Below are 24,600 nucleotides of genomic sequence, written 5' to 3' on the forward strand. Positions count from 1 at the left end.
GAAAATTCTGGAATAAAGCTTAGTAGCGCTCTTCCTGACCACCGTCGCGGTCCGATTGCAGGGCGCGGATCAGTTCGCTTTCCGACATCTGCATGTGCGACGGATCGGCCAGCAGGGCGAGGGTTTCGGCCTCTTCCTCAGCTTCGGTGCGCTCGTCGACGCGTTGCAGCGAGGCGATCAGGCTTTCGGTCAGGCTGTCCGGCGACAGAACGTCGTCGGCGATTTCGCGCAGGGCGACGACCGGGTTCTTGTCGTTGTCGCGGTCGAGCAGGATGGCCGAACCGCTGGAGATGGCGCGGGCGCGATGCGCGGCCAGAAGCACCAGATTGAAGCGGTTTTCGACCTTTTCGACGCAATCTTCGACGGTAACGCGAGCCATTGAGAACCCTTTGTAAATAGTGACAAAAGCGCCGTCGCCAGACAGGAGCACCTGTGAGGCTGACCGCGCTTGTTAAACTCGTTGGGCATCCTCTTAAACAGAGTTGCATCAAAAAACAAGAAATTCCTCACGGTATGGCGGCACAGACCTTGCCGAAACGCAGGTTCTTGATCTCCATCTTGGCCGCCTGGGAAATGACATAGACCTGTACCGGTGCGCCTGCCGATCGGGTCCGGCTGGTGTAGGGGCCATCGAAGCCCTTGTCCGTGGTGTAGATGCGTACCGTATATTCGCCCTGCGCGGTCCACAGTATATCGGCACGGAACGGTTGACGCGCCCGGCCACGGTACTCGAACCCTCTGATGTTTGGGCCGTCCGCATGGGGACTGGTATTGCCGTCCGTCAACAGATCGGTCGTGGCGATGATCGCCTCGTCGCCCATACGCATCCGGAACATCAGATTGAATTCCGGGTTGTCGCGCGATTTGAACCGAATCTGAAAATTGGGCATGAAGTAATCATAGTCGCGAAAGGCCGCAAACCGGGCTTCGAACCGTAAAGCCCCCGCGCCTTCGGGCACATCGAGTCGCTCGACCTTCGATGTACCTTCCTGCGCCAGATGCGTGAACGACCGACCGTCGGATTCAAGGTCGCACAAGGCCTCGTCCGCCCAAACCGGCGTGCTTAAAAGGAGCCCCATAACCATTGGAATATATTTCATAAACCCTCCTCCCGCGCCTCATCATACCCGTCAAGATTGTACGGTCAAGAGCCTCCACGGTCTTGCCTGAGATACGCCCGAAGCCTATAGCCGTGCTATGACCCGTACGTTTCAAAACGCGATCCTCAAATGGGGCGGCTACGCCCTCGCCTTCGCCGGTTCGTTCCTGTTCGCGACCAAGGGAATCTTTATCAAGCTGGCCTATGAATACCACGTCGATGCCACGACGCTTCTGATGCTGCGTCTGCTGATCGCCACGCCGTTCTTCGTCATTATCGGCCTGATTACCCATTATCGCCAGCGCGGGCGCGAACCATTACCGCTCAATATCTATCTCAGGGCCCTGGCCGTGGGCGTGCTGGGCTACTGGTTCGCCAGCTATACCGACTTCGAAGGCCTTGTGCATCTGACGCCGCAGTTCGAGCGGCTGATCCTGTTCACCTATCCTCTGTTCGTCATCCTGTTCGGCGCAGCGTTCTTCGGTCAGAAGCTGAAACCTCTGGCCCTGCCAGCATTCGTCATCGCCTACGCCGGTCTTGCCTTCGTCTTCGTCAGCGACTTCACACGTCATGGGGGCGAACACGGGCACGACATCGCCATCGGCACGGCGTGGGTCATGACCTCATCCGTTGCGTTTGCGCTTTATCTGCTGCTGGCCAAGCCGGTCATCGCCCGCATGGGGCCGTCGTTGTTCACCTCGGTCGCCATGGTCGGCGCGGCGCTCGCCACCTTCGTCCATTTCGGCGTGACGCATCGGCTCAGCGCCGTGCCGTCTCTCCTCGCTCAGCCCGGATTAGTGTGGCTGTGTCTCGGACTGGCGATCGGCGCCACGGTCCTGCCGGGCTATCTGATCAATTTCGCCCTCGCCCGCATTTCGTCGCAGGCCAATGCGGTGATCGGCTTCGTCAATCCGGTCTTCACCCTGATGATGAGCGCCTTTATCCTGCACGAGACGATCAGCGCGTCGGACGTTATCGGCACGGCCTTGGTGTTGGGCGGTGTCGGGCTTTATATGTGGCTCGATCAGCGACCGAGCAAGCCTGCGGTATCTTCGGCCGCATAGGCATCCGTGGCCACGGTAACCTGAGCGAATAGGTCAAGCGCCGTTTTGCCGTGCACGGGATGAACCCAGTCCGGCGCGATTTCAGCCATTGGTCCCATGACGAACCCGCGTTCGTGGGCTCGCGGATGCGGCAGAGTTAAAGGGCTACTTAGTATCTGATCGTCAAAAGCAATCAGGTCAAGATCAAGTACACGCGGCGCATTGACCGGTAATTTTATTACGCCTTCGTAATCTTCAGACCTTTTGCGACCGGTTTCAGCTTCTATCGCGTGCAATGTTTCAAGCAATGAGATGGGATCACAATTTGCCGTTACACGCATAACCGCGTTGTGAAACGGTGGATCTTCCGGATTCGGCCAGGCTTTCGAGCGCCACAGGCTTGAGACCTGTTCAACAGTTACGTGAGCCCTACTCAGTCGCTTGACAACATGGTCCAATAGCTGCAATGCAGTATAACCGCCAAAGGGCATATTGGAACCGAAGGCGATATAGATGCCCTGTCCCCGCAGGGGCGTCGACCGATCTGATTTAAGTATTTTATCCGGCATTTTTTAAACGAAAGATATTTCCATGAGTTTTTATCCCACCGATAAAATTGCGCTTTTTATAGACGGCGCCAATCTGTACTCGGCCGCCAAGGCGCTCAATTTCGACATCGATTACCGTAAGCTGCTCGACGAATTCCGCAAGCGCGGCATCCTTGTGCGCGCCTATTACTACACAGCTTTGGTCGAAGGCGACGATTATTCGCCGATCCGCCCGCTGGTCGACTGGCTCGACTATAACGGTTTCGCGCTGGTGACCAAAACCGCCAAGGAATATACGGACGCCCAGGGTCGCAAGCGCTGGCGCGGCGACATGGATATTGAAATCGCCTGCGACATGATGGAAATCGCCGATCACGCCGACCATCTGGTGCTCTTTTCCGGCGACGGCGACTTCCGCCGTTTGATCGAAGCGGTTCAACGCAAGGGCTGCCGCGTTACAGTCGTCTCGACGGTAAAGTCGCAGCCGCCGATGACGTCGGACGAACTCCGCCGTCAGGCCGACACCTTCGTCGATCTGGCCGACCTGGCCAATGTCGTCGGTCGCCCGCGTCAGCAGCAGAACACCGCGCCGAAATTCGCCGAAGATTTCGAGGATTAGGACTGGGTTGGTCGCGTGGCGTCTATGGCAAGGTTCTCCACAGATGGCCACGGATGCACACAGACATTCTTTATGAGCGGTCAGGTTGGTGCCAAGTGGCCGCGTCCGCAAGATTTGAAACCACAGATTACACAGATTTCACAGATTGGATGCGCTTTGCGCGTCATTCGTGAGACACCGCACACATCGTGTTTGAGGCTTATCCTCAAGCCGCAACGAACCTAATCTGTGAAATCTGTGTAATCTGTGGTTCTCCCTCTTCCTGCCTGCTTTCGTTACCAAAGGTTCTTAGCCACGGATAAGGCAAAATGAACGCCACCTGTGTGCATCTGCGGCCATCTGTGGAGAACCTTGAACTTATCCTCCCACAAACGCCCAGGCTTACCATGACACGATGGATGAAACCGCCTTCAACGCCGAAGACGACGCCCGCGCACTGAGACAGCGCCGCGCGGAGCTGCGCGAATTCGCGTCCGAAATCGCCGAGGCCATCGAAGACATCGACCTGCCGGAAACCTATCTCGATGGCGAGCGCGCCGTCCGCATGATCCGGGTTGCCGACGTCGTGCTGATGCGCGTCACCCGCCCCGACCAGCGCGACACCATCCGTCCGGCACGTCAGCGCCTCCGCGATCAGGCCGACCTGATCGTTCAGGCCGTTCGGCAATTACCCAAGCCGACCGACTTTCTCGAAGGCGAACGCGCGGGGCGGTTTATTCTGGCCACCGAGCGCCTGTGGACGCAGCTTTACGCGCCGCCCAAGCCGCTGACCTCGGCGCAATTAGACGAGCTTGAGCGCGAAGCCGAACTCGACAAGCCAATGGACAGCTACGGCCAGCAGCTTTACGAAAAACTGCTGGCGATGAAATACAAGCGCGACGCCTTCAAGGGCTATTTCGACGATGGGTCGCCCTTCGATCCCAACCGGCCTCAGATCGTCGAAGACGGCGACGCCATGGACAAGGCCGAGGCCACGGGGTTCTGGCCCGACGGCGCACCCTACGATCCTGACCGTCCCAGCGATAATCCCGCTGCGTTTCGCCCGCCCAGAATACCGTTCACGCTCGGCGCCGGACCGTAAAGTTTAACCGTGGTCCTTCAGGATTCTCGCCTTTTCACGGCCCCAGTCGCGCTTGGCCTCGGTTTCGCGCTTGTCGTGCAGCTTCTTGCCCTTGGCCAGAGCGATCTCGACCTTCACCATGCCCTTGTCGTTGAAGTAAAGCTTCGTCGGGATGATGGTCATGCCTTCACGCTGCACGGCGATCATGAAGCGCGCGATCTCGCGCCGGTGCATCAGCAGCTTGCGATGGCGGCGCGGATCGTGATTGAAGCGGTTGGCAAAGCCGTAGTGCGGGATGTCGGCATTGATCAGCACCAGTTCGTCGCCGTTTTCGATCGAGACGTAGGACTCGGCGATATTGGCCCGGCCCTGACGCAGCGACTTGACCTCGGTCCCGGTCAGCATGATCCCCGCCTCGGTATTGTTTTCGAGGAAGTAGTCGAACCGTGCCCGACGGTTGTCGGCGATCTGCTTATAGTTGGATTGAGGTTCGGCCACTTACAGCCCCGCGAGTTTCATAGCGTCGTCGACCAGCGGCCGCACGGCGTCGGCACAGGCGACGATCGGCAGGCGCACCTCGTCGGTCGTCTGGCCCAACTGGCTCAGGGCGTATTTGGTCGGCGACGGCGAGGCGTCGGCGAACAGCACCTTGTGCAGGGTGATCAGCTTGTCCTGCCAATCGCGCGCCGTGGTGAAATCGCCTGCGGCAGCGGCTTCATAAAGCGCGACCATTTCGGCGGGCGCGACGTTCGAGGTGACGGAAATCACGCCGTGACCACCGTGCGCGATATAGCCCAGCAGCGTCGGGTCGTCGCCGGAGATAAAGGCAAAGCCCGGCGCGATGGCGATCCGCAACTGGCTCATGCGGACCAGATCGCCCGTGGCGTCCTTGATGCCGACGATATTGGGCAGCTTCGACAGGCGCACGATGGTCTCGTTCGACATGTCGATCACGGTACGGCCCGGGACGTTATAGAGCATGACCGGGATCTGAACCGAATCGTTCAGGGCCTTGAAATGCTGATATAAACCTTCCTGCGACGGCTTGTTGTAATAGGGGACGACGACCAGCACGGCATCGGCACCGACGGCCTTGGCGTGTTGCGCCAGTTCAAGTGTCTCAAGCGTATTGTTCGACCCCGCCCCGGCGATGACCTTGATACGTCCGGCGGCGGTCTCAACACAGAGGCGCACGATTTCCTTGTGCTCTTCCATCGAGAGCGTCGAGGTTTCGCCCGTCGTGCCGACCGGCACCACGCCATGAACGCCCGCTTTTATCTGAGTCTCGACCAAGGTTTTGAACGCCGCATAATCCACCTGACCGTCTTTGAACGGCGTCACCAGAGCGGTAATCACTCCGGAAAACAGGGGAATTCGGTCGGCGGTGGTCATGAGAGTCGTGTCCTGATGCAGGCGTCAATTAAGGAAAAGAGCCTTAAAACCACAATGGATTTGCTGCAACGACTTTATAAAAAGAAAAACAGCCGCGACGGTTTCGGTTGCACTGCGGCAGATAAACGGACACCCTTAGTTACTAACGCTTTTTGTGATCGATCTGTGATGCGTGTCGCCCGAAAATCGGGCTAAGAGACGTGAAAGTTCATATTTACGCCGGAAACGGCGGCCATATATTTCAAAACTGACAGAGGTTCCCGCATGACGCAAAACTCAGGTACTTTCAAAGCGGTGACGCGCCACATCTCCTTCCGCGCCGCCCTGGGGGTCAGCCTGATTGCGCTTTCGTGCGTCGCCCTGTCGCCGGTCATGGCGCAGGACGGTAGCACCCCTACTGCGCCGCAACCCTATGTCGCCGGCCTGATCTCCGAATCGGACTCCGCCGCAATGAAGCAGGCGCTGGCCGCCGCGCGCTCGAAGAACTTTGCGCTCGCGGACTCCTTGCGCACCTCGATCAGCGATCCCGTCGCCAAAAAGATCGTTCTGTGGTCGATTATCACCAATGACGGCGACATCTACGGCTTTGCGGCGTTGGACGGCGCGCGCCGCGACCTGTGGGGCTGGCCACGCGAACAGAAGCGCCAGATCGCCGCCGAAAAGCAGATACTCAATTCCGGCATGACGCCGCAGCAGACCATCGAGTGGTTCAAGGGCGCGCCGCCGCTCACGGTCGATGGCGCGATGGCGCTGATCTCGGCCTACGAGCGTCAGGGCCAGACCACCGAAGCGGCGACGCTTGCGAAAGCCTGGTGGCGCGATCAGGCCTTCGACCTGACCGATCAGTCGCGCTTTCAGGCCAGTTTCGGACGCTATCTTACCGCCGACGATCATAAGGTGCGCCTGAACACGCTTCTGCTGGGCACGCAGGGTCCGGCGACCTCGGCGCTGCTGCCGCTGGTCGATGAGACGAGCCGTCAGGTCGCCACCGCCGTTATGGCGTTGCGGTCGGGTTCGGCCTCGGCGACGACGCTTTATGAGGCCGCCCTCAGCGTCAGTCCGCGCAATCCGGTGCTGGCCTATGAGCGCCTGCGTTTCCTGCGTCGTCAGAAGCTTGAGGCGCTGGGCTTCGGTCTGCTGGCCGACCTGCCGCCCGCCCCGGCCTCCGAAGCTGCCATCACCAATCTGTGGACCGAGCGCCTCAGCTACTTCCGCGCCGCGCTCAAGGCCCGCAACTATCAAGCCGCCTACGACGCCATGAAGGGCGGCGGCTTCCCCAACGGCGAAAAGAAGGCCGAGGGCGAGTTCTTCGCCGGGTGGACGGCCTTGATCAAACTCAACCGACCCGATCTCGCCATCGCGCACTTCGACAAGATCCGCGAAGCCGGGACGTCGCCGATCACGCGCGGTCGCGCCCACTATTGGCTGGGCCGCGCCTATGAGGCGCGCGGTCAGGCGGGCGACGCGCAAAAAGCACAGGCCAACTATGTCGAAGGCGGGCAGTTCATCTATGCCTTCTATGGACAACTGGCCGCCGAAAAGGGGGGCAAGACCTCGATCACGCTGGGCAAGGAGCCTGTGCCGACGCCTGAGGACCGCGCGCGTTTTGCTAACCGCGACATGGTCAAGGCGGCGAAAATCCTCGGTCAGGCGGGCGAGCGCGATCTGTTCAACGCGTTGATCCTCGCGCTCGACGACGTGTTGCCCAATGCCGAAGAACAGGCCCTGCTGGTCGACCTGGCAGGCACCTATGGCACGCAGGATCTGGCCATGCGCGTGGCCCGTGTGGCGCAGCAGCGCGGCTTCTACCTGCCCGAACGCGCCTATCCGCTGCGCGCCCTGCCCGCCGTCAAATCGCCGGAAGGCGCGTTCGTTCTGGCCATTACGCGTCAGGAATCGGGCTTCGATCCGATGGTGCGCTCTGGTGCCAATGCCCGAGGTATGATGCAACTCATCCCGCCGACCGCCAGGGCCGTCGCGCGGCGCATGTCGATGAGCTATTCGGACTCGATGCTGTATGAGCCCGACTACAATATGAAGCTGGGGGCCTATCACCTCGGCGAACTGGTCGATCGCTTCGGCGGGTCGTACGTCATGGCCGCCGCCGGGTACAATGCCGGGCCGGGCCGTCCGCCGCAGTGGATCGTCGATTGCGGCGACCCGCGCGGCGAAACCGCCGATCCGTTGAGCTTTATCGAATGCACGCCCTTCACCGAGACGCGCAACTACATGATGCGGGTAATGGAAAACACGGTGGTTTATCGCGCACGCCTGAATGGCGGCACCGCGCCGCTGACACCGATGGCAGACCTCAAACGCGGCATGATAATCCTCTATACGCCCGACGCCGACGATGCATCGGATACGGGGTCACTGCCGACCGGACCGGTCAATTATAACGATCTGAAAGCCAAGGCGGGGGAGTAGGATGCCGCGTCACCGGCGATTCAAAATAGTTATCTTTGCCATCGGCGGCATCGCCGCCTCTTTAATCGCCGCCAGTTTCTGGCTGACCCCGTCTCTGGCCCGCTTTTGGGAACAAGACAAATGTCTGGATGCCGGAGGAAGGTACCTCGCGAATGTTCGTAAATGTGATTTCGGATAGGCAAACGGCCCATTCTATCTGTGTTCATCTGTGGCCATCTGTGGAGACCCTTTGCGTACGGCCCCACAGCCAGATTGGTGGTTAGTTTACTAAGTTTCTCCACAGATGGCCACAGATGAACACAGATATCCGAGCGGTAACGATGTCGTGCCACCCCGTTACCATTTAGTCTGCGTATCCTATTTTCAGGAACCACAGATTACACAGATTTCACAGATTGAGAGCGCCTTCGGTGCGTTGGCGTTCGGGTAAACTCAGGTGTTCGACCCGCATAATCTGCGGATAATCTAAAATCGCAAATACAAGTAGCTGCCCGCCATCAATCCCCGGTCAGTGGTTCGCGCTTAATCTGTGAAATCTGTGTAATCTGTGGTTCCCATCTTACTTCGTCACAAAGCCCGCCGACCATGACTCTCCTGCATCGCCTGAACCTCAGTCTGCCGATCGTTCAGGCCCCGATGGCCGGAGTCTCGACGCCGGAGATGGCCGCAACGGTATCGAATGCCGGAGGTCTTGGCTCCATCGCCGTCGGTGCCAGCGATCCCATTACCGCTCGCGCCATGATCGAAGCGGTCCGCAGGCAAACCGATCGCGCCTTCAACGTCAATGTTTTCGTCCATACGCCGCCACAGCCCGATCGCATCCGCGAGGCCATGTGGCTAGGGGCGTTGTCGCCGCTGTTTTTTGATTATGACGCCGTGCCGCCGAACCGCATATATGCGATCTACAAAAGCTTTGCCGAAGATGATGACATGCTGGCCGTCCTGGTCGAAACCGCGCCGCCGGTCGTCAGCTTCCATTTTGGTTTGCCGGACGCCCGCCGCATCGCCGCGCTGAAAGCCGCCGGGTGCGTCCTGCTGGCCACCGCGACCAACCTAACCGAGGCGCAGGCTATCGAAGCCGCCGGTCTGGACGGCATCGTCGCTCAGGGTTTCGAGGCGGGCGGTCATCGCGGCATGTTCGATCCCGACGCGCGCGACGACGCACTGACGACTTTTGCCCTCACCCGTCTGTTGGTCAGCCGGTGCGACCTGCCGGTCATCGCCGCCGGCGGCATCATGGACGGGCACGGCATAAGGGCGGCGCTGGATCTTGGGGCCGTTGCCGTGCAACTGGGGACAGCCTTTATTGCCTGCCCGGAAAGCCACGCCAATGCTGCCTATCGAGCGGCATTGACCCATCCTGACGCCCACACCCTGATGACCCGCGCCATTTCAGGCCGCCCCGCACGGTGCCTCGCCAACCGCTTCACCGCGTTCGGGCAGGAAACCACCGGCACGCCACCGGACTATCCCATCGCCTACGATGCAGGCAAGGCGCTCAACGCCGCGGCCAAGGCCAAAGGCGAAGGCGGTTTCGGCGCGCAATGGGCCGGTCAGGGCGCACCGCTGGCGCGGTACTTGCCCGCTGCCGAGCTAATGGCGGTCTTGGTGCAGGAAATGAAAGCTTAGAATTTGTTTGTCGCGCATTTGTTTCCGAAAACCGTTACACACTTTTCGGCATGCGCTTAAAGCGGTTGCGCCGCCAGATGCAGGGCCAGACCGTCCGGCTCGGTCCGCAATTCGCCGGAGAGGCCGAACACCTCCGCCAGAACCTCCGACGTAAAGGCCTGTTCCGGCGCACCGAACGCCGCGATACGGCCCTCAAGCATCACGCAGACCTCGTCGCAGAACTGCGCCGCCAGACCGAGGTCGTGCAGGCTGACGATCACCGTATGACCCCGCGCCGCCATGTCTTTCAGGATCAGCAGCACCTGCCGCTGCCACGCCGGATCGAGCGCCGTCAGGGGCTCGTCGAGCAGCAGGACCGGACACCGTGTCGCCAAAAGCCGCCCCAGCAAAGCCCGCGCGCGCTGCCCACCGGATAGCGAAAAGACGCCACGCTCCTTAAGCGCCTCAAGTCCGACCTGTGCCAAGACTTCGGCCACCACGGCGACGTCACTGTTCTTTGTCCCCAGTCGCACGACCTCGACTACACTCAAATCCCAGGCGATGGTGCGATCCTGCGGTAAATAGCCTATCCGCGCCGCGCGCTGCGACAACGACAGGGAGGACAGATCATGATCATCGATCCGCACTTCGCCCGCATCGGGCATAAGCAGCCCGGTCAGCGCACGGATCAAGGTCGTCTTGCCGGAACCGTTCGGGCCGACTACGCCGTAAAAGCGGCCCTTGTCAAACCGGACATCAACCGAGGCGACGGCCACGGTCGCGCCGATACGCACTTCAAGAGAAGCGACCTCGATCATTGGCTCACCCATTGCTTCGCGCTTTTCCACGCCAACAACGCAAACAAAGGCGCGCCGATCAGCGACGTCAGCACTCCCAGCCGGATATCGGTACTCGACGGGATCACGCGGATAAAGGCGTCGGCGAGCAGGACCATCAGCCCTCCGGCCAGTCCCGAAGGCCATATGAGACTGTACGGGTCACGAATACCGAGCGTGCGCACGAAATGCGGTGCCGCCAAACCGACAAAGCCGATGACACCGGCCACCGCCACGGACAAGCCGGCCAGCACACTGATCGACAGCACCGACAGCGCCGCGACCGCCTTGACATTGACACCCTGCGACCGCGCCGTGTCTTCGCCAAGGCTCAGCATACGCAATCCGCGTCCCAGTCGCGCGACCATGATCCCGGCCACCACCAACCCCGCCGTAGCTAGTCCCGCGTCTTCCCAGCTACGGTTTTCGACCGAGCCCATCATCCAGCCGAGGATTTCGGCCGTTGTTACCGGCGACGGCGACAGGTTGAACACCAGCGCCATCAGCGCCCCGCACAGGCTCGACAGGCCGACGCCGAGCAGAATCAAGGCCTGCCGGTCGGGAAACTTCGCCACGAACGCCAGAATAATCAGCGAAATCAAACCAGAAAACAGAAGCGCGAATCCTTCGACGCCCCACGATGTCAGACCCAGCTCGAAGACGATCGCCACCGCCGCCCCAAGCCCGGCCCCTGCCGAAACACCCATAATGCCGGGTTCGGCCAGAGGATTGCGGAAATAACCCTGTGAGATCGCCCCCGCCACGCCCAGCATTGCGCCGACAAGAAACCCGCACAGGTTCCGCGGCAAACGTATCTGCCACAGGATCTGAGCCGGTATGCTGTCCGGCGAGCGGAACGCGTCGGCATAGTCCGTCGCCGTCAGCGATACATCGCCCAACATCATCAATCCGACAATGGCGACAACCGCTACGCCTATCAAACCGGCAATCAAAGTAGGTTTCATTTCAGTCTTTCAGCCAGTTTCGGCAAATCAAAGGCAGAATACCACGCGCTGCACGCCAACATCGGGCTGGGGATGGTCACATGCGGTGACTTAGCAATGCGTTGGCGCACCAAAGGGTGTCGGCCTGGTGCGCGGCGCATCGCATAGGCGTCGCCGTAAAAGCCCAAAGCGTAAACATCGGCACGCGCGCTCAGAAAAGTTTCCGGCGACAGGTAATAGAAATAGTCCTGCTCGGCGACCAACTCATTCCCGGTCGCGGAGATCAGTTGTCCGACCCAGGTCGACTTACCCGCCGAGTACGCCGAAGGTGTATAATAGAGGACGCGACGCATCTGAGACGGCTTTTGCACTTTGTCCAACGCCGCAGACATCTTCGAAGATTGATGCACACCTTCCTGCGCTACACCTAAGGCTTGCCCTACAGATTTTACCTCATTCTTTGCCTGAGTAAAATTCCCCACTTCATTGATCTGAATTATCTTTATACCGCGTACCTCAAGTGCTTTGAGAAGTTTGGCATCCCCCCCCCAGGTTCGCACCACGGCGTCGGGTTTCAGCATCAAAAGCGTCTCCAAATTCGCCCGACGCAACGGCAAACCCTCGGCGCGCGCTTTGAAATAGGAGTCCCGATGGCGCGCCCGCAACGACAATCCGGCGATCCTGTCTTTCGGTAGCAACGCCAGCACATATTGATCGGCGCACATATCCAGAGATACGACGCGCAAGGGTGCCGCGCTGACAGGAACAGACAGACACAACCAAAAGGTGATAATTTTTAGACTTAATACTACCCGCAATTGGTTATCCACAACTCTGTTTTCAGTCTTATATTACCCAAGGGATCGTTCGGCAGTTAAGACGGTCAGGGGACATACCATCGCACCACCGCTTCACAGTCCCGCGCGTCGCATGCGCCCCTCTGTCCGCGTCACGCCCGGACGAAAACCATCATATGCGCCGCCTCGCGATTCCGCAAAGCCGCCGACGCAGATCATACCGCTGGGCGACTTTTTTTCAGCACGATCCCGTCCGGCATCCTGGCAATTCGCTTTTTTGGGGGCGACATCCGCAGCCGTCATCGCCACGGCTATAGCGGCACCTGACTACCTGATCAGCACGCTGTATTGGACGTGCTGGGGTGTATTTATGCTCAATGCCCTGATGCGCGCCATAGCGACAACCGTAGCACAAAACCTTCCGGAAGCGGACCTGTTGCTTGATGCGTCGAATGAAAATCTGCCGACCTATAGCGTGATCGTCGCCCTGTACAAGGAAGCGAAAATCGTTTCGCAACTGACGACAGCGCTCGATGCGCTCGTCTATCCGCGCGGCCGGTTTGAGGTGCTGTTCGCATTGGAAGACGATGACTCGGAGACCCTGATCGCCTTCGAAGCCTTGCTGAATACCCGTCAGGATCTAGGCTACATGCGCGTCATCCGCGTGCCGGACGGCTTTCCGCGCACCAAGCCACGCGCCCTGAACTATGCCCTTGACCGGGCGCGAGGCGATCTGATCGTCATCTACGATGCCGAAGATCAACCCGACCCGCATCAGTTGCTTGAAGCCGCGCACCGATTTGCAGCCGGCCCCGCCGATCTGGCCTGCCTGCAAGCGCCCTTGCGGCCCATACGCGGCGAGACCTTCATTTCGAAGCAATTTACCGCCGAATACGCCGTACAGTTCGACGTCCTGCTGCCTGCCTTTCAAGCATGGGGCCTGCCGTTCGCGCTGGGGGGGACCAGCAATCACTTCAAAGCGTCCGTTTTGAAATCGATTGGCGCGTGGGATGCGTACAATGTGACCGAAGACGCCGATCTCGGCCTGCGTCTGGCGCAACTTGGATATCGTAGCGAGGTCATTACCTCACCGACGCTGGAAAGCCCGCCAACCACGTTAAGGACATGGATTCCGCAACGGACGCGGTGGATAAAGGGCTATATGCAGACGATCATCGTCCATACCCGTCGCCTGAAAGACGTAAGGCCGGCGGTCGCTCTGGCGCTCGGCCTCGGTGTCGGCCTGAGCGCCATGTCGGCCCTGTGTTATGCGCCTTTCACCGCCCTGCTGCTGGCCAATGCGATGTTGCAGGTTCTGGAATTCGGCCCGTTCGTGCTACCGCTCCAGGATTGGATATTACTGATTATCGGCACGGGCAGTGCCTTATGGGCGTTGAAGATCGGCACCCGGCGCGCAGGCGCCGTATTTACCCTTGGCGACCTGCTTCACGCCCCGGTCTACTGGGGTTTGCAGTCGATCAGCGCCGCCTTTGCGCTATATCAGTTGATCACCCGCCCCTTTCATTGGGACAAGACCGATCACGAGCCATTAGCCAAGCCGGATTGAATAAACTTTGACGGAAACGGTCGGGAGCGTTATGTGCCGAAACATGACCCTGATCAGCGACCATCCCCTGACCCTGCGCACAACGCCGTGGCGCGACTATGCCCTTGTCGATTCCGGCGGTGGTCGTAAGCTTGAACGCTATGGCGATTATCTCGTCATCCGTCCGGAGCCGCAATGCTGGTGGTCGCCGAAATATCCGGCCCTGTGGGACACCGCCGACGCCGTATTCGACGCCGAGAACGAAGACGAAGATGGTGGTCGCTGGGCCTTCCGCCGCCGTCCGGATGAACAGTGGGCGCTGGGCTACGATCGCGTAAAGTTCTACGGACGCTTTACCTCATTCCGCCATCTGGCTTTCTTCCCGGAACAGGCCGCCAACTGGGCCTGGCAAAAGGCCGCCCTCGAAAAGCGCGCCGATCAGCCGCGTGTCCTGAACCTGTTCGGCTATACCGGCGTCGCCAGTCTCGTCTGCGCTGCCGCCGGCGCCCGGGTCACCCATGTCGACGCGTCGAAAAAATCTGTCACCTATGCGCGCGAGAATGCGACACTGTCGGGCATGGAAGACGCCCCCATTCGCTGGATCGTTGAGGACGCTCGCAAATACGTGCAGCGCGAGGTCAAGCGCGGTTCTAAATACGAAGGGATTATTCTCGATCCCCCGAAATATGGCCGTGGCCCGACCGGCGAAGTGTGGCGTCTGTTCGAGGATCTACCGGAAATGCTCGGCCTGTGCGCGCAATTGCTGTCGGACGATGCAGCCTTCTTCCTGCTCAACGCCTATGCCGCCCGTGTGTCGGGGCCGGCCCTGGCGCACCTGATGGCGGAATCGATCGGGCAGCGTCCGGGGCGCATCGACTACGGCGAACTGACCCTGATCGAAGATGGCAAGACACCGAAGGGTGCCAAAGCCGTCGACATCGCCCCGCGTGAGATCGGTCTCTCCTTCTTCGCACGCTGGATGAAGGAGCCGGTCTAAGCTCATGATCAAGCAGATAACCTCCCTCACAAATCAGACGATCAAGGACCTGCGCGCGCTTCACATGCGCAAGGAACGCGAAGCGACGCAGCAGTTCCTGGCCGAAGGCCTCAAGATCATCATCGACGCGCTCGATCAGGGCTTCGCGCCGCAGATTCTGGTCTATGGCAAGGACGCCGACCACCATCCGCTGCTCGAACGCGCCATCGACGCGACGCTGAAGGCCAATGGTCAGGTACTGGAAGTGACGCGCGAAATCCTCGAAAAGGTCGCGCGCAAGGAAAACCCGCAGATGGTGCTGGCGGTGTTTCCGCAACTCACCAAACGCCTGAGCGATATCGATCCGCAGACCAACGACGTATGGGTGGCGCTGGAGCAGGTCCGCGACCCCGGCAATCTGGGGACGATCATCCGCACCGCCGACGCGGCGGCTATCGGCGGTGTCATTCTGATCGGTGATTGCGTCGATCCGTTCAGCGTCGAAACCGTGCGCGCCACGATGGGCTCGATCTTCGCCTTGCCGATCGTCAAATGCACGCGTGAAGAGTTTATCACTGACCGCGCCCGCTGGACCGGTTCGGTCGTGGGCACCCTTCTGACGGCGTCACACGACCACCGCAGCGCGCCCTATCAACGCCCGACCCTGATCCTCATGGGCACTGAGCAGTCCGGCCTGACGCCCGACATCGCCGCGACCTGCGACATGCACGTCAAGATTCCGATGCGTGGCCGCGCCGACAGCCTGAATTTGTCGGTAGCGACCGGCATCATGATCTATGCGGCAAGCGGCTTATAAGCGTTTTACAACACCATTAACCTTTCCTATTTCGCTTTGTCGGGGAAACAGCGCAGCCTGAAGTCATCAATGAAAGGCTTCAGATATGACCCGCTCTATCCTCAAGGCGACCGGATTGGGGGTAACCATTATGGCGCTGGGGGCGTGTGCGCACTACGACGACCCGCCCGCCTATTACGACTATTATCAGGACTCGCCAACCAACTACGAAGAACCCCGCTGCGATCGCGTCTATGACGACCGCCGCTGCGAGCAATATTACGAGCGTAAAGACAAGAAAACGGTGTCACGTTAAGCCGGTTTAAACCTCAGCTTTAACCGGCTATTTTCATTACAATTTTGTCATTCAGCCTGCGTTCAGAAAAGGTACTCTATGCCTTGGCTACAGGGCATGGGTTGGGAACTTGGCCCTTTGTTCAACCTAAGAAAAGGAGCCATCTCATGAAACTTGCGCTGAAACTTATCGCCGCCGCGGCGCTGGCCGCCACCCTGTCGGGCTGCATCATCTATGCCGATAGCGGGTCGCGCGTGACGCACACTGAAAAGCACGAAACCAACAAAACCGTCGCGACCAAGTAAGGACAATCCATATGAAAACAGTCCTGAAATTCGCCCTTCTGGGTGCTCTCACCATCTCGTTGTCGGCCTGCATTATCATCGTCAAGGACGGCCAACCGCAAAAGCCGCGCCCACCCGTCGTCCATAAGGATCACGCATAGGCGTAATCGCCGCCGCGTTCCAGCGCGCGTTTATAGGCGTCCCGGCCATGAATGCGCGTCAGGAACGCGGTGACGTTCGGCAAGGCATTAGCTCCGGCACGGCTGACCGCCGCTTCCAGCGGGAAGCTCATCATGATGTCGGCGGCGGTCAGACTGTCACCGGCGAACCAGCCGGTCGGTTCGAGCGACGACTCCCAAAAGGCAAAATGCGCCACTAGGCCCGGTTCGACCATGGACCTTTCCAGACCGCCGGAAATAAGCCGTGCAATCGGCTTGATCAAAAACGGCACGCGCTTCGGGATCTGCGACGACACCAGTTTTAACAGCAATAACGGCATGGCCGAGCCTTCGGCATAGTGCATCCAGTAAGTCATCTGCCGCCGCTCTGCCGCATCGGACGGAACCAGTTTTCCCCGTCCGTAGGTCTCCAGAATATAATCGACGATGTTGCCGGTCTCGGCGACCACCACCTCGCCATCGACGATAATGGGGGATTTTCCGAGCGGATGGATGTCCTTCAGTTCCGACGGCGCGAACATGCGGGCATCGCGCTCGTAGTGCACGACCTCGTAGTCGAGACCCAGTTCCTCCAGCAGCCAAAGGACGCGCTGCGAACGGGAATTGTTGAGGTGATGAACCGTAATCATGGCGTATCTCCAATGGCAGGTATAATTACGCCCACGTCCGGCATATGGATTAAATGTGTTTAAGCGCCGCTTTATGTGCCTCTGGGTTTTGCCCGCGTGGTCGGTGCCGCACTGGCGGGATCTTCGGGCCAGACGTGGCGTGGATAGCGGCCCTTCATATCGGTACGCACCTCCGACCACGAACCCTTCCAGAAAGCCGGAAGATCGCGGGTGATCTGGATAGGCCGATGCGCCGGCGACAGAAGCGCCAGAGTCACCGGCGTTCGGTTCGGCCCGACGACAGGGTGCTGAGTAACGCCATAAAGCTCCTGCACCCGCACCGACACCCGCGGCCAACCTTCGGCCGCATAGTCGATCCGGGCACCCGAACCGGTCGGCAGTCGCAGGCTTTCCGGCGCCAACTGGTCGAGTTGCCGTTGCTGATCGTAGTCAAGCATCCCCAGCAAGCCCTGCGACACGTCGCTGGCCGACAGAGACAACAACGGTTTGCCCGCCGCATAGGGCCCCAGCCAGTCGCTCAGGCCTGCCAGAAGCGCTGCATCCGACATATCGGGCCACGCCAGGTCTTGCACATGGAGAAAATTGACGCGTTCGCGCAGGCTTTCGGCGTTCTCGGAAAATTTAAGCGCTTTCAACCCTTTTTGCCGGATTTCTTCAACTTCCGCTTCAATCAGCAGCTTTGGCGGCACCTGCGCCAAAGGCCGCGCCGAGAGGATCAGTTCACCGAGGCGTTTTTGCTCGACGGCCTTGAATTTTCCGCCGTTGCGTTCCAGCACGACACGCGCCTCCAGCCGGTCGGCAAACAGGCTCAGTATCTCGTTTTCGGTCAACGGCGCGGCCAGCAAAATCCGATCGCGCCCCGCTCCGCCACCGAGATCACCCACAGCGATATAGGCTTCCTTCGCCAGCACATCGTGCTCGTCCACATAGACGCCCCGGCCATTGGCCATGACAAACTCACCCGGCTTGCCGCGCGCCCTGGCCACGCGTTCCGGGAAGCATTCGGCCAGCAAGGCATGGGCCGGTTTCGCCCCGGCCTTACCCTTGGATGCACCGATCAGCGATTGCGCCTGTCTGGCCCAGTTCTGCGCCAGCGACCGCGCCTGAGACGCCTTGGGCGAACGATCGCGGTTCAGGCCTTCCAGCCGCAAATCGAGGTCCGCCGCCTTGCCGCCCAGTCCGTTTTCCGACAACAAGGCCGCCAGCGCCGCCCCGGTCTCGGCCACGCCATCGCGCGCCGCCAGCAGCAGCATATGCGCCAGACGCGGCGACAGCGGCAGCCGCCCGACCATCCGGCCATGGTCGGTCAGATCGCCCTTCGAGTCCAAAACACCAAGGCCCTTAAGCAGGCTCTCGGCCTCCTGAAACGCCGCCTTGGGTGGATGATCGAGCAGGGCCAGACCCTCGGTCGATTTCGCCCCCCACAGACGCAGGTCCAACACCAATCGCGACAGGTCGGTCTCAAGAATTTCCGGCCGCGCGAACGGGATCAGCGCACGGTCGTTTTCCTCGTCCCACATACGGTAGGCGTCGCCTTCTTGCGTCCGCCCGGCGCGGCCCCGGCGCTGATCGGCGGAAGCTTTCGAGATGCGCTCGGTCACCATGCGCACCACGCCGCGCGCCGGATCGAAACGCCCTAGCCGCGCCACGCCGCTATCGACCACCATCGACACCTTGTCGAGCGTCAAGGAGGTTTCGGCGATAGCTGTGGCCAATACGATACGCGGATGTCCCGGCTTGTTTTTGCTCAACACGGCCGATTGGTCGCACGGGTCCATCGCCCCATAAAGCTTATGCAGATCAATATGGTCCGGCAATCCCTTCTCAAACAAGATCGAGGCCACGCGGTGGATTTCGCCCTGCCCCGGCAGGAATACCAGCAAGGTCTCGGCGCGTTCCGGCGTCAGTTTTTGCGCCACGCGGCACACAGTCTTTGCCACGTCGTCTTCCATCCGCAGGGCCTGATCACGCCCGACATAGTGCGTCGTCACCGGAAAGGCACGCCCCAGACTGTGGAAGATTTCGGCGTCGTCCAGCACGCCCTTGACGCGCTCGCCGTCAAGCGTTGCCGACATGACGAGTATCCGCAGATCGTCGCGCAGCACACCCTGACTGTCGCGCGCGAAGGCCAGCCCCAGATCGGCGTCGAGGCTACGTTCGTGAAATTCGTCGAAAATGACGCAGCCAATCCCCTCCAGCGCCGGGTCGTCTACAATCATGCGCGAAAAGACGCCTTCGGTGACGACCTCGATGCGCGTCTGTTTGGATATCTTGCTTTCGCCGCGCACCCGGAACCCGACGGTTTGTCCGACCGGTTCCCCCAGAGTCTCAGACATACGCATGGCCGCCGCCCGCGCCGCCAGCCTGCGGGGTTCCAGCATGACGATCCTCTGCCCGCTCAGCCACGCGGCATCGAGCAGCACCAAAGGCACACCCGTCGTCTTACCCGCCCCCGGCGGCGCAATGATGATCGCCGTCGTCCGGTCTCTGAGGTACGCAGTCAGCGCGGGAAATATCTCTTCGATAGGCAGCATGTCCCTGCCTAATCCGCGTCACCTGACACGGCAAGAAAAAAGCGCCCGGCGGAACCGGGCGCTTTCATCAGAGTTATGTCGTCGCCGGAGGTGGCGGCAAATCGGCGTCGTCCTCGTGGACTTCGATATGACCACGACCGACGTGCGAATGACCGCGGCTATAGGCAAAGTAGATCACCAGACCGATGGCACCCCACACCGGCAGCACCATCTTGGCGATGAACGGCAGGTTGAGGTAGAGGCCGACGCAGCCGACCATAGCGATCGGGGCCACGATCCACACCAGCGGCGTCTTGAACGGACGCTTGCGGTCCGGATCGGTCTTGCGCAGGACCATGACGGCGATAGCCACCATGAAGAAGGCGAACAGCGTACCGGAGTTCGAGATATCGGCCAGTTGCCCGACCGGGAAGAAGGCCCCGGCGACGGCAACGCAGATACCGGTGAAGATGGTCATCTTCCACGGGGTCTTGAACTTGGGGTGAACGTCGGCCAGCTTTTCCGGCAGCAGACCATCGCGGGCCATGACGAAGAAGATACGCGTCTGACCGTAGATCATCATCAGGATAACCGATGGCAGGGCGATCGAGGCGGCCAGACCGACGAGGTTGCCGATCAGCGGGAAGTCGATGCGGCGCAGGGTTTCAGCCAGAGCTTCGCGCGAACAGACGATCGGGGCGGAACCTTCGGCAGCGGCCTTACAGGCGGCGGCAAAGTCGGCACCATCCGGCGACAGGAACTTGCCCGCCGCGTCGGTGATCGGCTGGGCGCCGACCGTACCGATGACGCCCGCAGCGACCAGCAGGTAGAAGACCGTACAGATGGCCAGCGAACCGATCAGACCGATGGGCACATTGCGTTGCGGGTTCTTGGTTTCTTCGGCGGCGGTCGACACGGCGTCGAAGCCGACATAGGCGAAGAAGATCGAGGCGGCGGCACCTATGACGCCCATGCCGTTGCTGCCGAACAGGCCCGTCGGCATCAGGGGGGTGAAGTTCTCGCCCTTGATCAGCGGCAAGCTGAGGACGATGAAGGCGGTGAGTGCGGTGACCTTGATAACCACCAGCAGGGCATTGACCTTGGCGCTTTCGCTGGTGCCGATGACCAGCAGCCAGGTCACCAGACCGGCAACGACGATGGCCGGCAGGTTGACGATGCCGTGCGAGAAATCAACGCTTGGAACAAAGCCGTTCATGCCCCAGGCCGGTCCATTAGCCAATAGCTCTGGTAAGGCAAATCCGGTCGTATTTTTGACCAGCCCCATGATATAGCCCGACCAGCCGACGCAGACGGCGGACGCTGCCACAGCGTATTCGAGCACCAGCGCCCAGCCGACCATCCAGGCCATCAGTTCACCCATCACCGCATAGGTATAGGTGTAGGCCGAACCCGACACCGGCACCATCGAGGCCAGTTCGGAGTAGCACAGCGCGGCCACGGCACAGACGATACCGGCGACGATGAACGAGAACATCATACCGGGCCCGGCCTTTTGTGCGGCGGCGGCGGTCAGAACGAAGATACCGGTGCCGATAATGGCGCCGATCCCCAGCATGGTCAGTTGGAATGCGCCAAGCGAGCGGTGGAGCGATTTTTTCTCCGCCGTCGCCAGAATCGCATCGAGTGGCTTGATGCGCCAAGTGTTCATTTGTCACCCTTTATGAACTTTGATTTAAGCTCAGGGAGTCCCCCCTTAAGGAATCCGCCAAGCCCCCAAAAATTTTGCCGACATTTCGGTGCGATACGTCGATTTAATCGAGACTATAATGCAAAGGTTCAATCTGCAACCATCTTCGCAAATGCGTCATAAAGCCTGTTGTGACAAGGTACTACAGTGTATGTAGAACAAAACATCGTGGAATCGTTATGACTGCTGAACCCCCTGTCCGCCTGTTCGTCGCCCCGGTGACCCCGTTGCAGCAGAACTGCACCGTCGTCTGGTGTACTAAAACCAACAAGGCGGCGGTGATCGATCCTGGCGGCGATATCGAGCCGGTGCTGCACGAGATCAACCGACGCGGCCTGACGCTTGAGAAAATCTGGGTCACGCACGGCCATGCCGACCACGCGGGCGGGACTCAGGCCATGCGCGAGGCGACCAGTGCGCCGGTCGAAGGCCCGCACGAGGACGACCGCTTCTGGATCGAGCGCATCCCGGAGGACGCCCAGCGCTGGGGGATCTACGACGCGCAAAGCTTCGAGCCGGACCGCTGGCTGAATCACGGCGATACGGTGACCTTGGGCGAAACGACGTGGGACGTCATCCACTGTCCCGGTCACACGCCGGGCCATGTCATCTTCTACCACGCGCCGTCGCAGTTCGCGCAGGTCGGCGATATTTTGTTCAAGGGCTCGATCGGACGGACGGACTTTCCGCGCGGTAACCACGCCGACCTGATCAACGCCATCACGACGCGGCTATGGCCATTGGGGGATGTACGTTTCGTCTGCGGTCACGGGCCGATGTCGAGCTTCGCACAGGAGCGCCAGTCCAACCCCTATGTCGGCGACCGCGTAATCGCCGCATCGGTGCCCAATCGGTCGGGACCGGGTTGAACCCATATGAGAAAAGGCCTGAGGACTTATCCTCAGGCCTTTGTTTTTCTTTATGCTTACCCCTTGAGCAGCGGGATCAGTTTTTGCGCGATGCCCATGTCGCCGAGCACTTTCAGCTTGCCCGACATGAAGGCCATCATCGGGTCGAGTTGCCCCTGTTTCAGCGCCACCAGATTGTCCAGCGATACCACAACCGTCGTATCGGCGGGGCCGTCGTCGTTGCTGACGATGTTCGGCACATTGGCGGCATCGATCAGAATCTTGCCCTCGTCGCCGAAGTCGAGCTTGATGCGTTTGCCAAGGCCCGAGTTCTCGCCCACGGCGGAAGCGATTTTTTGTGTGATGGCGGCCAGATCGGTCATGGTACATTCCTCCGGATATTTGTATGAGACGCGAGTCGCGCCGTTCAAATTGACCTTAACGGCAATTTCCGTTTCAACAAGTGTGACTTAAGGTCAGGTCTCGGTAAAATTTTTGGGATAGGTTATGACCGCACCGCGTACATTCGACGCCGCAATCATAGGCGCCGGGGCTGCGGGCCTGATGACCGCCATCGAAGCCGCCAAACGCGGGCGCAAGGTTGTCGTCATCGACCACGCCAAAGCACCAGCGGAGAAAATCCGCATTTCCGGCGGTGGACGCTGCAATTTCACGCATCTGGACGCGGCGCAAAAGAATTACATTTCGGCCAATCCGAACTTCTGCAAGTCGGCGCTGAAACGCTTCACGCCCTGGGATTTCTTGGATCGCGTCGTCGCGCGCGGCATTCCTTATCATCACAAGGCCGAAAACCAGCTATTCTGCGATAATTCGGCGATGGACATCATCGACATGCTGCTCGATGATCTCAAGTCGCACGGCGGTGAACTTTGGCTGCAAAGCCCGGTGAGCGATCTCGAAAAAACACCGGAGGGTTTCCGCCTGAGTGTGCCCGGTGCCGTCATCGAATGTCAAAATCTGGTGCTGGCCACCGGCGGGCTGTCGATCCCCAAGATGGGCGCGACCGGCTTTGCCTATGACGTGGCGCGGCGGTTCGGGCACGATATCGTCCCTACCCGCGCCGGCCTGGTACCCTTCACCTTGGGTGGTGAAAAACTGCAATATATAGAAGGCCTTTCCGGCGTTTCCTTGAATGCGCGCGTCAGGATCGGCAAGAAGTCATTCAATGATGGATTCCTGTTTACCCATCGCGGTTTGTCGGGCCCGTCGATCCTGCAAATCTCGTCTTACTGGACGCCGGGTCAGGCCGTCGAGATCGACCTGCGCCCCGACATCAATGTGATGGAGACGCTGAAGGATCGCCGCCGCTCGACCCCGCGGCAGCACATCGCCAATGTTCTGTCGGAGGTCGTGCCGAAACGCCTGTCCGACCGCATCCTCGAAGCCGCGATCATCGACGGTGAAACACGCATCGCCGACCTGTCGGACAAGAAGCTGATGGCGATCAATGCCTGGCTACAGCCGTGGAGTCTGGTCCCCGACGGCAGCGAAGGCTACCGCACGGCCGAAGTCACGGTCGGCGGGATTGACACCCAGCACATCTCTTCGCAAACTTTTGAGAGCGCCCTGTGTCCGGGCCTGTACGTCGTCGGCGAAGCGCTCGATGTCACGGGCTGGCTGGGCGGTTATAATTTTCAATGGGCCTGGTCTTCGGGCTGGGCGGCGGGGCAAGCCCTGTGACGGAAAACGCCGCGCAATTTCAGCCGCAGACCGACGACGTCTTCGCCCGTATCGCGCGCGACTACGACCGTTATTGCGACTATTTCAGCTTCTTCATTCAGCGCCTGTGGAAGCGTGCCTTTGCCGCCGAGGTCACGGCCTGTTCCGGCGACTGGCTCGACCTCGCCTCCGGCACGGGCGACATCCCCCAACGCGTCCTGAACGCCTCGACACGCCGCGGGCAGGTGGTGGTTTCCGACATCTGCCTGCCGATGCTGGACGTGGCGCGGACCAAGTTGGAAGATCGGGCCGTTACCTTTGCCCGCATCGACGCTGGCGACATGCGCGACGTGCCGAACGATAGCTTCGACGTCATCAGCATGGCATTCGGGATGAAGATCGTAGATCGCGACGCCGCCCTGCGCGAAATTTACCGCTGCCTGAAACCGGGTGGCGTTTTTCTGTGTATCGAAGCGTCGCGTATCGGTTGGGCGCCGCTTCAGGCGCTTTATCTGACCTATATGAACCTGTGCTTGCCGGTCATGGGACAACTGATCGCGCGCGGCGACCGGTCGGCCTACGACTACCTGCTGCGCGGCATCCACGATTTTCCGGACGGCAAGACCTTCACGCGATATCTGGAAAGCAAGCATTTCGAGGCGGTTAGCGTCCGCCCGCTCAGCCTGGGCATAGTCGCCATTCACCGCGCACATAAACCCCTCTGACCGATCTTCACAGGCCGGAAAAACTACGGTCTTATGCTACGACTCCTT

Annotated in this window: 26 protein-coding genes; 14 read left to right on the forward strand and 12 right to left on the reverse strand. The window is 60.2% G+C overall.

Annotated elements, in window-relative coordinates:
* Nucleotides 1-19: 19 nt before the first annotated feature.
* A complete protein-coding gene (rpoZ, locus tag AEYBE204_RS35285) occupies nt 20-379 on the reverse strand; it encodes a DNA-directed RNA polymerase subunit omega (RefSeq protein WP_023463348.1) in 360 nt (119 codons plus the stop codon).
* 127 nt (nt 380-506) lie between these two features.
* Entirely contained in the window at nt 507-1,100 is a 594-nt protein-coding gene (locus AEYBE204_RS35290) for a hypothetical protein (RefSeq protein ID WP_023463349.1), read from the reverse strand.
* Nucleotides 1,101-1,197: 97 nt separating this feature from the next.
* Between AEYBE204_RS35290 and AEYBE204_RS35295 the strand changes: the two genes are divergently transcribed.
* Nucleotides 1,198-2,163: a DMT family transporter gene (locus AEYBE204_RS35295; RefSeq protein WP_023463350.1), complete on the forward strand. Its 966-nt coding sequence runs from the start codon at nt 1,198-1,200 to the stop codon at nt 2,161-2,163.
* Here the strand turns inward: AEYBE204_RS35295 and folK are convergent.
* Nucleotides 2,124-2,711: a 2-amino-4-hydroxy-6-hydroxymethyldihydropteridine diphosphokinase gene (folK, locus tag AEYBE204_RS40115; RefSeq protein ID WP_081724730.1), complete on the reverse strand. Its 588-nt coding sequence runs from the start codon at nt 2,709-2,711 to the stop codon at nt 2,124-2,126. The two genes, AEYBE204_RS35295 and folK, sit on opposite strands and share 40 nt — an antisense overlap.
* A 22-nt stretch (nt 2,712-2,733) precedes the next feature.
* On the opposite strand from folK, the gene AEYBE204_RS35300 reads away from it, so the two are divergent.
* Nucleotides 2,734-3,309, forward strand: coding sequence for an NYN domain-containing protein (locus tag AEYBE204_RS35300; protein WP_023463351.1), 576 nt, complete (start codon nt 2,734-2,736; stop codon nt 3,307-3,309).
* Between the two features lie 394 nt (nt 3,310-3,703).
* Entirely contained in the window at nt 3,704-4,390 is a 687-nt protein-coding gene (locus tag AEYBE204_RS35305; protein ID WP_023463352.1) for a hypothetical protein, read from the forward strand.
* 3 nt (nt 4,391-4,393) lie between these two features.
* Here AEYBE204_RS35305 and smpB read toward each other — a convergent pair whose 3' ends face one another.
* Nucleotides 4,394-4,867 (reverse strand): SsrA-binding protein SmpB, encoded by a 474-nt coding sequence (smpB, locus tag AEYBE204_RS35310; protein ID WP_023463353.1) that lies wholly within the window; start codon nt 4,865-4,867, stop codon nt 4,394-4,396.
* Nucleotides 4,868-5,761 (reverse strand): 4-hydroxy-tetrahydrodipicolinate synthase, encoded by an 894-nt coding sequence (gene dapA / locus AEYBE204_RS35315; protein WP_023463354.1) that lies wholly within the window; start codon nt 5,759-5,761, stop codon nt 4,868-4,870.
* Between the two features lie 264 nt (nt 5,762-6,025).
* Between dapA and AEYBE204_RS35320 the strand changes: the two genes are divergently transcribed.
* Nucleotides 6,026-8,188 (forward strand): lytic transglycosylase domain-containing protein, encoded by a 2,163-nt coding sequence (locus tag AEYBE204_RS35320; RefSeq protein WP_023463355.1) that lies wholly within the window; start codon nt 6,026-6,028, stop codon nt 8,186-8,188.
* 585 nt (nt 8,189-8,773) lie between these two features.
* Complete coding sequence (locus tag AEYBE204_RS35325) at nt 8,774-9,817, forward strand: nitronate monooxygenase family protein (RefSeq protein ID WP_023463356.1); 1,044 nt, start codon at nt 8,774-8,776, stop codon at nt 9,815-9,817.
* Nucleotides 9,818-9,873: 56 nt separating this feature from the next.
* Here the strand turns inward: AEYBE204_RS35325 and AEYBE204_RS35330 are convergent, their stop codons facing one another.
* Genes AEYBE204_RS35330 through AEYBE204_RS35340 form a run of 3 tightly spaced genes read right to left on the reverse strand, consistent with a single transcriptional unit; the run spans nt 9,874 to nt 12,406 of the window.
* Nucleotides 9,874-10,614 (reverse strand): ABC transporter ATP-binding protein, encoded by a 741-nt coding sequence (locus AEYBE204_RS35330; RefSeq protein WP_023463357.1) that lies wholly within the window; start codon nt 10,612-10,614, stop codon nt 9,874-9,876.
* Nucleotides 10,611-11,597: an iron ABC transporter permease gene (locus AEYBE204_RS35335; RefSeq protein ID WP_031231247.1), complete on the reverse strand. Its 987-nt coding sequence runs from the start codon at nt 11,595-11,597 to the stop codon at nt 10,611-10,613. Before AEYBE204_RS35335 ends, AEYBE204_RS35330 begins: the two co-directional genes overlap by 4 nt.
* A complete protein-coding gene (locus AEYBE204_RS35340; protein ID WP_155908459.1) occupies nt 11,594-12,406 on the reverse strand; it encodes an ABC transporter substrate-binding protein in 813 nt (270 codons plus the stop codon). The genes AEYBE204_RS35335 and AEYBE204_RS35340 overlap by 4 nt, the downstream gene beginning before the upstream one ends.
* A 337-nt stretch (nt 12,407-12,743) precedes the next feature.
* Between AEYBE204_RS35340 and AEYBE204_RS35345 the strand changes: the two genes are divergently transcribed.
* The 6 genes from AEYBE204_RS35345 to AEYBE204_RS41000 all read left to right on the forward strand — a co-directional run bounded on the left by AEYBE204_RS35345 (nt 12,744) and on the right by AEYBE204_RS41000 (nt 16,431).
* Nucleotides 12,744-13,940: a glycosyltransferase family 2 protein gene (locus AEYBE204_RS35345; protein ID WP_023463360.1), complete on the forward strand. Its 1,197-nt coding sequence runs from the start codon at nt 12,744-12,746 to the stop codon at nt 13,938-13,940.
* Between the two features lie 43 nt (nt 13,941-13,983).
* Complete coding sequence (locus tag AEYBE204_RS35350; protein ID WP_023463361.1) at nt 13,984-14,916, forward strand: class I SAM-dependent methyltransferase; 933 nt, start codon at nt 13,984-13,986, stop codon at nt 14,914-14,916.
* 4 nt (nt 14,917-14,920) lie between these two features.
* Nucleotides 14,921-15,712 carry an RNA methyltransferase gene (locus AEYBE204_RS35355; protein WP_023463362.1) on the forward strand — a complete coding sequence of 264 codons (792 nt, stop codon included), beginning with the start codon at nt 14,921-14,923 and terminating at the stop codon, nt 15,710-15,712.
* Nucleotides 15,713-15,797: 85 nt separating this feature from the next.
* A complete protein-coding gene (locus tag AEYBE204_RS35360; RefSeq protein WP_023463363.1) occupies nt 15,798-16,007 on the forward strand; it encodes a hypothetical protein in 210 nt (69 codons plus the stop codon).
* A 146-nt stretch (nt 16,008-16,153) separates the two neighbouring features.
* Nucleotides 16,154-16,291, forward strand: coding sequence for a hypothetical protein (locus tag AEYBE204_RS40430; protein ID WP_023463364.1), 138 nt, complete (start codon nt 16,154-16,156; stop codon nt 16,289-16,291).
* A gap of 11 nt (nt 16,292-16,302) precedes the next feature.
* Complete coding sequence (locus tag AEYBE204_RS41000; protein WP_023463365.1) at nt 16,303-16,431, forward strand: hypothetical protein; 129 nt, start codon at nt 16,303-16,305, stop codon at nt 16,429-16,431.
* On the opposite strand, the gene AEYBE204_RS35365 is transcribed toward AEYBE204_RS41000, so the two are convergent.
* The 3 genes from AEYBE204_RS35365 to AEYBE204_RS35375 form a co-directional block, all read right to left on the reverse strand.
* Complete coding sequence (locus AEYBE204_RS35365) at nt 16,422-17,078, reverse strand: glutathione S-transferase family protein (RefSeq protein ID WP_023463366.1); 657 nt, start codon at nt 17,076-17,078, stop codon at nt 16,422-16,424. The two genes, AEYBE204_RS41000 and AEYBE204_RS35365, sit on opposite strands and share 10 nt — an antisense overlap.
* Before the next feature lie 71 nt (nt 17,079-17,149).
* Nucleotides 17,150-19,612 carry an ATP-dependent helicase HrpB gene (gene hrpB, locus AEYBE204_RS35370; RefSeq protein WP_023463367.1) on the reverse strand — a complete coding sequence of 821 codons (2,463 nt, stop codon included), beginning with the start codon at nt 19,610-19,612 and terminating at the stop codon, nt 17,150-17,152.
* 73 nt (nt 19,613-19,685) lie between these two features.
* On the reverse strand, nt 19,686-21,260 hold the full coding sequence (locus AEYBE204_RS35375) for an amino acid permease (RefSeq protein WP_023463368.1): 1,575 nt from the start codon (nt 21,258-21,260) through the stop codon (nt 19,686-19,688).
* Between the two features lie 218 nt (nt 21,261-21,478).
* Between AEYBE204_RS35375 and AEYBE204_RS35380 the strand changes: the two genes are divergently transcribed.
* The gene (locus AEYBE204_RS35380) at nt 21,479-22,168 is read left to right on the forward strand and encodes an MBL fold metallo-hydrolase (protein WP_023463369.1); all 690 of its coding nucleotides are present in this window, start codon (nt 21,479-21,481) and stop codon (nt 22,166-22,168) included.
* A gap of 56 nt (nt 22,169-22,224) precedes the next feature.
* On the opposite strand, the gene AEYBE204_RS35385 is transcribed toward AEYBE204_RS35380, so the two are convergent.
* Nucleotides 22,225-22,530, reverse strand: a complete 306-nt coding sequence (locus AEYBE204_RS35385; RefSeq protein WP_023463370.1) for an SCP2 sterol-binding domain-containing protein — start codon at nt 22,528-22,530, stop codon at nt 22,225-22,227.
* A gap of 124 nt (nt 22,531-22,654) precedes the next feature.
* Here AEYBE204_RS35385 and AEYBE204_RS35390 point away from each other — a divergent pair, with 124 nt between their 5' ends.
* Entirely contained in the window at nt 22,655-23,848 is a 1,194-nt protein-coding gene (locus AEYBE204_RS35390; protein ID WP_023463371.1) for an NAD(P)/FAD-dependent oxidoreductase, read from the forward strand.
* Nucleotides 23,845-24,552, forward strand: a complete 708-nt coding sequence (locus AEYBE204_RS35395; RefSeq protein ID WP_162148414.1) for a ubiquinone/menaquinone biosynthesis methyltransferase — start codon at nt 23,845-23,847, stop codon at nt 24,550-24,552. The genes AEYBE204_RS35390 and AEYBE204_RS35395 overlap by 4 nt, the downstream gene beginning before the upstream one ends.
* Nucleotides 24,553-24,600 lie beyond the last annotated feature (48 nt).

The sequence above is a fragment of the Asticcacaulis sp. YBE204 genome, assembly GCF_000495855.1.
Taxonomy (GTDB): Bacteria; Pseudomonadota; Alphaproteobacteria; order Caulobacterales; family Caulobacteraceae; genus Asticcacaulis.